Source organism: Microcoleus sp. S1D4, from assembly GCF_036700765.1.
In the GTDB taxonomy this organism is placed as follows: domain Bacteria; phylum Cyanobacteriota; class Cyanobacteriia; order Cyanobacteriales; family Microcoleaceae; genus Microcoleus.
In genome coordinates this window covers 22315-32604 of record NZ_JAUBPP010000037.1, presented here as the reverse complement: position 1 = coordinate 32604, position 10290 = coordinate 22315, and the positions used below count along the sequence as shown (strand labels likewise).

At 43.2% G+C, this 10290-nt stretch carries 3 protein-coding genes and 1 pseudogene; 3 read left to right on the top strand and 1 reads right to left on the bottom strand.

Annotation, left to right across the window (positions count from 1 at the left end):
* Nucleotides 1-1579: CHAT domain-containing protein (locus QT998_RS25775; RefSeq protein ID WP_333118356.1), on the top strand; the 1579-nt coding region annotated here is incomplete at its 5' end.
* Nucleotides 1580-1720: 141 nt separating this feature from the next.
* Here the strand turns inward: QT998_RS25775 and QT998_RS25770 are convergent.
* A complete protein-coding gene (locus tag QT998_RS25770; RefSeq protein WP_333118353.1) occupies nucleotides 1721-3469 on the bottom strand; it encodes a hypothetical protein in 1749 nt (582 codons plus the stop codon).
* A gap of 304 nt (nucleotides 3470-3773) precedes the next feature.
* On the opposite strand from QT998_RS25770, the pseudogene QT998_RS25765 reads away from it, so the two are divergent.
* Nucleotides 3774-4154 (top strand): annotated as a pseudogene (locus tag QT998_RS25765) (CHAT domain-containing protein); the annotation flags it as partial.
* A 631-nt stretch (nucleotides 4155-4785) separates the two neighbouring features.
* Nucleotides 4786-10155, top strand: coding sequence for an AAA family ATPase (locus QT998_RS25760; RefSeq protein WP_333118350.1), 5370 nt, complete (start codon nucleotides 4786-4788; stop codon nucleotides 10153-10155).
* Nucleotides 10156-10290: the final 135 nt, after the last annotated feature.

The following is a 10290-nucleotide window of genomic DNA, read 5'->3' as shown; positions in this document are numbered from 1 at the left end:
TCAACCCGGAATAACTCAACCCGGAATAACTCAACCCGGAATAACTCAACCCGGAATAACTCAACCCGGAATAACTCCAAGCGGAATAACTCCACCCGGAATAACTCCACCGGGAATAACTCCAAGCGGTAGATTTCCATCAGATAGAAACCGGGTTTTTCCCCAACCAAACGAACCCCTTAACTCCCAACAGCAACGGAATCAAAACAGAATATCGCGAGAGCTAGGAAAACGCGGAGAAAGGCTGCCGCCGGAAAGAATCCAAGATCCGAGAGGACTGAGAAATGTGATCAATTCAAATATCAGAGATTCAGTTATTCAGTCAGCATTTCGCAGTGAAATCGGCAGGAATTTGGATGTCGGTCAAATATCGGCAGCTTTACCTCTGCTGGAAAAATCTTTCAGCCAAGAATTCCGGGAATATTTCGGCATTAACACCACCGACGAGTTGCTATCCCCAGACGAAATCAAGAAAAAGTTAGCATCTGTGGGTGCAGAAACGGGCACGAAACCCAGCTTAATTTATCTGTTTTCGCGAGAAGAAAAATTAGATTTAATGTTAGTAACTTCTTGCGGTGCAGTGGTTCACAAAACCGTGTCGCAAGCAAACCGGGAAGAATTGCTGAAAGTTGTAACTGAATTCAGGGGTGAGATTACTAAGCCTGGGGCGCGGACTACTACCAGTTATCTACCATCAGCCCAAAAGCTTTATAAGTGGATGGTTGCGCCTTTGGAGGAGGATTTGCAAAAGTGCGAAACGGATACTATTTCCTTTGTTGTCGATCGGGGTTTGAGAGGTATGCCCTTTGCTGCTTTGCACGACGGAAAGCAATTTTTGGTGGAAAAATACAGTCTCAGTTTGATGCCCAGCATTAATTTAACAGATAGTCGCTACGTCGATCTCAGAAATTCTCAAGTTCTAGCAATGGGCGCGTCGGAATTTTCAGAGTTGAATCCTCTACCTGCCGTTCCTGCAGAAATAGCTGCTATTTCGCGAGAGTGGCCGGGAGCAAGTTTTCTGAATGAGGGTTTTACTTTAGAGAATTTGAAACAACAGCATCAAAGCCGGCCTTTTGGAATTATTCACTTAGCTACTCACGGCGAATTTCGTCCGGGAGCTCCGAGTAATTCTTTTATTCAGTTGTGGGATAGTCGGCTAAGACTGGATCAATTACAGAATTTGAGATTGAATAATCCGCAGGTGAATTTGTTAGTTTTAAGTGCTTGTCGGACTGCTGTGGGTGATGAAAGTGCGGAGTTGGGTTTTGGCGGTTTGGCGCTGCAAGCTGGGGTGCAAACGGCTTTGGGGAGTTTGTGGTATGTTTCGGATGAGGGTACTTTGGGATTGATGAATGAGTTTTACCAGCATTTGAAGACTTCGCCAATTAAGGCTGCGGCGCTGCGAGAAGCGCAAATTGCCATGTTGCGGGGTGATGTGCGTTTGGAGGGCGGAAAGTTGCGGGGTTCGAGTCGCGGCGAGGGAGTGGAGTTGCCGCAATCTTTGCAGGGGTTTGCTGATTTGAAGTTGTCACATCCTTATTATTGGTCGGCTTTTGTGATGATTGGCAGTCCGTGGTGATTGGTAATCGGTAATGAAAGCAAAAGGTAATTGACAATAACCGCAAAGCTTGCGGCTTAAAAGCTGGTGCCCTGCCAATTATTCATTACCCATTACCCATTAGCACACATACCTCATTTATCTGAGAAAGGCTATATATTGTCAAGCCTTCAAATCAGAAAACCAAATAGAAACCTCAGCATCTGGATTTTCTGGCAGCCGAGTCCATCCAGTTGATTGGGCAAATCTCTGCTTGATTAGCGCCAGTTGATTTTCATTTTGCTCCAAAGCCTTAGATACAACAAGTATGACTCTCAAATCTTGTGCTGTTGTAATTTTCATCTGAGCTTCTTCACTGTCAACTATTGGGAGTGTGAGGATTCTGTGTCTCATTTCGAGCCACGAACCAAAACGCAATTCATCGGTATCTTTAGTTAAAACTACAACATCTTTAGGTGATTTAACAGCAGAATTTATTTGACTAACTACCGATTTAACATTCATTTTTGACAAGATATCGACATAGATAAAATTCTCTGTTGTTACGTAATTTTTCCGCAACATTATAGCCTCAGCCCAATCACCTATATAATTGAGCGGGGGCAGCAATACAAAGAATACCAATAAAATAGACAAGACAATTTTTGAAAGGATAGATTTTTCCCGATTGGAAATCCAGTAAAGGTAGGAAGAAATAACAAAAAAAACAGTAAGTATAAAGAAAGGATTACTATAACGACCGATGCCTGCCATTAATAGATTGATCCCAGTTTTATAAGATATATATGCAATGAATATAAAAGGAATCGTGGAAAGGCAGCCCCAAAGAATAATAAGTTTTTTATTGTATATATTTTTTCGAGCGCAGTCTGCAACAAACCAAAAAGCTGCTAAGGTTCCTGCTAGACCTACAAATATTTTAAAGGTTTCTGTTTTTCCTGAAATATCTAAAGCAAATAACTGTTTAAAAATTGTGCTTGTACAGGTCAACAGCCTGCCTTGAGTAAAAATTTCTGAATTGAATAGACCCAAACCAGGAGCTGCTATTAAACTCAATAAAAAACGCATTCCTCTTGTAGAAGGCGATGCCACAGGAATAGCAGATTGAAATTGCTCTACAGCACTATGGACTCCAGAAAGTGAATGGTGAATAGCACTCAGACCAATTACGGGTAACAAGCTGAATCCCGTACAAACTGTTAACAGGATAAAACGGTTTTTCAAGGTATATTGTTTGCTGAAAAACCATAAAAATACAGCTAGATATGCGAGAATTCCTAGAGAAACTAAAAAAGCAGAGTATTTTAACCAGTAAATTCCCCCTAAAAGTAGACCTAGTAGAGCTGCATGAATTAGAAGGCGACTATCAAATTTATTGCCTGATGATAAAATTGAACACAGATACATTGCGTAGAGTAATACCCAAGGCATGACTGCCCACGGAATGACATCTCCTGCTGTAAAAACCAATAATGAGCCAATTTCTATATAATAGATAGATAACAGGACAGCTATAATTATTTTGATTTTTTGGTCAGAGGTGAGAGTATCTATTACCTTTATCCACCCCAAGCCGCCTGAAAGAAACAAAAAGTATGCGGTTGTTCTGACTGCAATTCCTAAAGGCAATCCGAGGGCGATTAAAGGTAAAAATGCGAAGGTAACGCCTGGAGCGTGCCAGACTATCCAGGTTTGTATATCTTGGGATATATCTTTGGGATTTACGGTAACAACTGAGTTGATTAAACTAGATCCTCCGCTCAACCACTGGTTAATTCCTTTGATTTGAGGGAGGGGATCGAATTCTATTCGGTAAGGAAATACTGAGGCGATCGCAAAAAAGAAAGTGACAAGAAATAGAAATATTAAATATGGCGCTAATTGCTGATAGCGAGAATTTGTTAAATTCATATTACAGTTTTAGTTAGGGAAACTATAAAGTATAAGTCAATACGGTTGACTGAAGAATAATCTGAATTGCAAAAAATGCCTGTATTGCCTATAAAATCGTAAGATGAAGTTCATCAAAAAATATTAAGTCAATTGTATTGAACTATAAGTCACCTGTCTCAAAATTGGTGATAAATGTGATGTTTCTTAATAGTTCTGGAAATTTTGGCTGGTAGGTATGTTCGCCAGCAATGCGGATGGTACTATTGCTCAGGGACAATCTTTCATCAATTCTTAACACTCAAGGTAGTAGTGCGATAATCTGCAGGTGAATTTGTTAGTTTTAAGTGCTTGTCGGACTGCCGTGGGTGATGAAAGTGCGGAGTTGGGTTTTGGCGGTTTGGCGCTGCAAGCTGGGGTGCAAACGGCTTTGGGGAGTTTGTGGTATGTTTCGGATGAGGGTACTTTGGGATTGATGAATGAGTTTTACCAGCATTTGAAGACTGCGCCAATTAAGGCTGCGGCGCTGCGAGAAGCGCAAATTGCGATGTTGCGGGGTGATGTGCGTTTGGAGGGCGGCAGGTTGCGGGGTTCGAGTCGGGGTGAGGTGGTGGAGTTGCCGCAATCTTTGCAGGGGTTTGCTGATTTGAAGTTGTCGCATCCTTATTATTGGTCGGCTTTTGTGATGATTGGAAGTCCGTGGTGAAAAGATATTAATATTCCTGTTCTCCTATTAGATCATTTCCGGTTACACCGTCAGGTGATGTTGACTGTTGACTGTTGACTGTTGACTGTTGACTGTTGACTCGAATTTACTATTCCGATGAACAGAGGATTTGATATTACTTAGCGCTTGCTGATTTAACCAAAAACCTAGATAACTCAATGGATTAAGAGGGATAAAAAGTGAATGAGGTGCAAGAAATAAGCTTTGAAACCATCAAAAGTCAATCACTTTCCTAGATTCCTGACTATTCTTACCTCCTCTAATTCTGACTTCTGACTCCTGACTCCTGACTCCTGACTCCTAGCCTTAACGAAAAGACTTTTTCAACAAGCCCTACTTAGCGTGGCAATTTTCCGAGGGGTTTGATGATTGGCGGTATGCTTTTCCCATTTTCTATTTTCCCAGCAGCGCGCGGTATTACTTGAACTTGCGGTTCGGTTAGCAGCGAAGTGCTTGGTAAAGCGGACAGAAACGAGGGATTGAAAGCCACGAGATGCTGAAAAACTAAACATGAGTTAAAAAACCCTATTTTTTTCGTTTCTAACGCGCTATTATTTACAGAAAGCTGGTGCGTTGTGACTTAGCGTTAATTTTTAGCAGAAAAATCAATATGCTCTCGATTCCAGGCGTTGCCGTCCAGACACTGCTCTATGAAAGTGCTAACTCTCTGGTTTACCGGGCCATTCGGGAAGCCGATCGCCAACCGCTGATCCTCAAACTTCTCAAAGAAAGCTACCCCACACCTCAAGAATTGCTGCGCTACCGCACCGAATATCGCATCACCCGAGAGCTGAAAGAGGCGGGAGTCGTGCGAGTCTATGATTTGCAAAAATACCAAAACAGCCTCGTGATTTTTGTGGAGGACTTTGGCGGGGAATCCTTGAAAATATGGATGCTGCGGCGAAAGTTTAGCCTCAAGGAGTTTCTGCAAATTGCGATCGCCACTACTGAAACTTTAGGGAAAATTCACGCGGCCAACATCATCCACAAAGATATTAACCCCTCAAATATTGTTTATAACCCGGAAACGGGGCAGCTCAAAATTATCGACTTTGGTATTTCCACTCAGCTAACGCGAGAAATGCCAACCCTGAAAAACCCCAGCATTTTAGAAGGCACCCTCGCTTACATCTCGCCGGAACAAACAGGCAGGATGAATCGCTCTATCGATTACCGCACAGACTTTTACTCCCTCGGTGTCACCTTCTACGAATTGCTGAGTGGAAAACTGCCTTTCGAGACAGAAGATGCTTTAGAGTTGGTTCACTGCCACATTGCCAGACTGCCAATTCCTCCCCACAAAATCGAGCCAGAAATTCCCCAAATTATCTCCAAAATTGTCAGTAAATTGATGGCGAAGAATGCCGAAAACCGCTATCAAACAGCATTGGGACTGAAGCACGATTTAGAAATATGTCGGGTTGCATTACAAGAAAACGAGAGCATAGAAGAATTTGACTTGGGAACGCATGATATTACAGATAATTTCCTGATTCCCGAAAAATTATACGGCAGAGAAACAGAAGTTTTCGAGCTATTAGCTGCCTTTGAAAGAGTTGGTAATGCTACTGCCGAAATGATGCTAGTCTCTGGCTCCTCTGGAATTGGTAAAACCGCAGTAGTGAACGAAGTCCACAAGCCCATCGCCCGACAGCGCGGTTATTTCATCAAAGGCAAATACGACCAGTTCCAGCGCAATATCCCGTTCAGTGCATTTGTGCAAGCATTTCGGGAATTGATGGGACAATTATTATCAGAAAGTGACGCTCAGTTAGACAGATGGAAAACCCTGATCCTCACAGCAGTAGGCGAGAGCGGGCAAGTCTTGATTGACGTAATTCCTGAATTAGAACGCATCATTGGCGCTCAAAGTCCTGCACTAAAATTGTCGGGGAGTGCCGCCCAAAATCGCTTCAATCTGCTGATGCAGAAATTTGTGCAAGTATTTACTACTGCTGAACATCCCTTAGTGATGTTTCTGGACGATTTGCAGTGGGCAGATTCAGCATCTTTGAAATTGCTACAACTATTGATGGAGGATACGGGGCATCTCTTGGTATTGGGTGCTTATCGGGATAATGAGGTATCACCTGCTCATCCGTTTATGTTGGCGGTGGATGAGATTGTGAAGTCTGGGGCCACGGTGAATACGATTACGCTGCAACAATTGCGTTTAGCAGATCTCAATCAGTTGGTAGCAGATACACTAATTTGCGATTTATCTTTAGCCGAACCCCTGACAGAATTGGTTTATCAAAAAACCCAAGGTAATCCCTTTTTCTCGACTCAATTCCTCAAGGCGCTGTATGAAGATGGTCAAATTATCTTTAACCACCCTCAATCCTCCCTTACTAAGGGTGCAAGTACAGGGGGGTGGCAGTGCGATATCGATCGAGTTAAATTTGCCGGCACCTCGGATGTGGTGGAGTTTATGGCGGCGCAATTCCAGAAGTTGCCTGCCCAAACTCAGGATGTTCTCAAACTTGCCGCGTGTATTGGGGCACAGTTTGATTTAGAGACATTGGCAACAGTCAGCGAAGAATTACCAGAATCGACGGCATCAGCGCTGTGGAAAGCCTTGCAAGAAGGACTCATTTTAGTAATTTCCGAAGGCTATAACTTTATTCAAGTAGATGCTCAATCTCCGAATCAGTCTGTTGCTAATCCCACTTATAAGTTCCTGCACGATCGCGTCCAGCAAGCGGCTTATTCATTGATTCCCGACAACCAAAAACAAGCCACTCATCTGAAAATTGGACGGTTGCTGCTACAAAGTTCTTCTGAGATAGAAATAGAAGAAAGAATCTTTGATATTGTGGGGCATTTAAATCAAGGAATTGAGTTAATCGATCGATCGAGTGAACGCTCAGCCTTAGCCCAACTCAACTTAGAAGCTGGACGCAAGGCCAGAAATTCTACCGCCTACGCTGTGGCAAATATCTATCTACAAACGGGAATTGAGTTACTGACACCTCAATGCTGGCAAACTCAATATGAATTGGCGCTAAATCTTTACGTTGCTGCTGCTGAAATTGCCTATTTGAATGGTGACTTTGATGGTATGGAACAGATAACAGCAAAGGTTTTGCAAGAAGCCCAAACAATTTTAGATCGAGTTAAAATTTACGAAATTAAAATTGCCGCTCAGACAGCTCAGAGCAAGGTATTAGAAACGATCGCAGTAGCAAGAGACGCACTCTTACAATTGGGGATTGAACTTCCTGCCGAACCCGATGAAGCCAAGATTGGCAAAGCGCTACAAGCCCTTGCGGGGCAACTAAGTGGCCGAAAAATTGAGGAATTGGTTGACTTACCTGTGATGACAAATCCAGAGACTCAGGCAGCTATGCAACTGTCTGGTATGTTGTTTCCACCCATTTTCCAGGGAATGCCCGGTTTGCTGCCCTTGCTGAGCTCAACGATGGTGAGTTTATCGCTCTCTTTTGGGAATGCGCCCGCATCGACAGTGGGTTATGCGATGCACGGGATGGTGTTATGTGCCTTTTTGGGAGAGGTGGAAACTGGCTATGTTTTTGGGCAATTGGCACTCTCATTGCTCGATAGGTTGAATGTACCCGAATTCAAGTCCACAGTTCTACTTTTGTTTGGCGGTTGGATTCAGCACCGCCAAGAATCTCTTTTAGCAACGATACCGACGCTGAAAGAGGGCTATAGGTTGGGTATGGAAACAGGCGACTTTGTAGACGCTGGCTACAATATATATATTTGTTTTTATACTTATTTATTCGCTGGTGTAGAACTAGATACTTGGGAAGCAGAAATAGCAAGTTTCAGGGCTGTCATGGCGCAGTTGAAACAATATTCTGCTCGGATTTATTTGGATATGATTCAGCAGACGGTACAAAACTTGAGAGAAACCCGTATTCGGCCGGATTTGTTAATAGGATCTGCCTATGATGAAACGGTGATGATTCCCAAGCACTATCAGGATAATGAATTTACGGCGATCGCCTGTGCCTGCATTTTCAAACTGCTGCTTGCTTACTGCTATGGCAATTATACGGCTGCCCTAGACCATATTTCCCAAGTCAAACAGTATTTGATGGGAGTATCTGGATCGGCTTTTGTACCCATTTTTCATTTTTATGCTGCCCTGACGCACCTGGCACTTTTTCGGGCACAGCCAGAAACGAAGCAAACTGAAATTCTTGGCTTAGTGGAAACCCATCAAAGCACGCTGCAACAGTGGGCGAACAATGCTCCGATGAATTATCTGCATAAATGGCATTTAGTTGAAGCAGAACGGCAACGGGTGTTGGGCAATAAAGCCGAGGCGATTGAAATGTACGATCGCGCAATTTCTGGAGCCAAAAAAAACAAATATGTTAATGACGAAGCCCTTGCAAACGAACTCGCAGCAAAATTCTACGGTGAATGGGGCAAAACAAAAGTTGCTCAATCCTACATATTTGAGGCGTATTATTGTTATGTTGAATGGGGAGCAACTGCTAAGGTAACAGATTTAGAAACGCGATATCCCCAATTATTTATTGTAACTCAACCGGGAAGGAAAAACACTCAAACTACCGTAGCAATGACAACGACTGGTTCGGGGAATCACCTAGATATCAGCGCAGTGATGAAGGCTTCTCACGCGATTTCCGGCGAAATATTGCTGGATAAACTACTGTCTAGCTTGATGAAAATTTTGATGGAAAATGCAGGGGCGCAAAGAGGCTATCTGATTTTGTCAAGCCAGGGACAACTGTTAATTGAAGCTGAAGGGGCAATCGATGACGAACAAGTCACCGTGCTGCACTCAATCCCTGTTGATAATTGTCAAGAACTTTGTTCTGCGATTGTCAATTATGTGTCCCGCACTCAAGAAAGTGTGGTACTAGATGATGCCCTTCGAGAGGGACAATTTACTAACGACCCCTACATCCAAAAGCATCAGCCAAAATCAATTTTATGCGTGCCGCTGATCAATCAATCTCAAATCGTCAGTATTGTTTACCTAGAAAACAATCTGACAGCCGGAGCTTTTACGCCAGAAAGAGTGGAATTATTAAAAGTGTTATCTGGACAGGCAGCTATTTCTATTCAAAATTCTAAGCTTTATACAGAAGTACGCGAAAATGAAAGTAGGCTGGCTCAACTCAACAAAGCTTACGAGCGATTTATACCCTATCAATTTCTCCACTTTCTAAATAAATCAAGCATCGTGGATGTGGAATTGGGCGACCAAGTGCAGTTAGAAATGTCGGTGTTGTTTTCAGATATTCGCGACTTCACCACACTTTCGGAAACTATGACGCCGGAAGATAATTTCAAATTTATCAATTCCTATCTTTCTCGCATGGAACCCGTGATTAATGAAAATAAGGGGTTTATTGATAAATATATTGGGGATGCGATTATGGCGCTGTTTAGCGGTGAGGCGGATAATGCGGTGAAAGCGGGAATTGCGATGCTGCACCGTCTCGTTGAATACAATCAATACTGCGCTAATTCAGGCTGTGCCCCGATTCAGATTGGGATTGGCATTAATACGGGTTCTTTGATGCTGGGAACGGTGGGAGGACAAAATCGCATGGATGGGACAGTAATCAGCGATGCGGTGAATTTAGCTTCTCGCGTGGAAAGTTTGACAAAAAATTATGGGGTGGCGCTGTTAATTACTCAGCCAACTTATACGCGCCTGAAAAATCCATCTCAGTACGCAATCCGCACGCTAGATACGGTAAAAGTTAAGGGAAAATCTGAAGCGGTGACGGTTTATGAGGTGTTTGATGCAGATCCGCCAGCAATTAAAGACGGCAAGTTAGCTACGCTGGAATTGTTTGTAGAAGCTAGGGCGCTTTACTCGGAAGGGAAGTTATTGGAAGCGGCGCGACTGTTTTCCGAGTGTTGGCGGCAGAATCAGGGCGATCGCGCGGCTAAAATTTATTGGGAACGCTGTCAGTCTGCATTGGTGACTCGCACAAAAATCAAAGACAGGCTACACAATTTAAATTAAGCGGTTGCTATACCTAAAAATCAAATCAAAAGTGCGATCGACTGTTGATGCAGCATACAAATTAGGCGATCGAAATCGGGGCTACCACAAAGTATTTGCAGGCTGCTACCCGAAAAACTAAATATTTGTTACAAA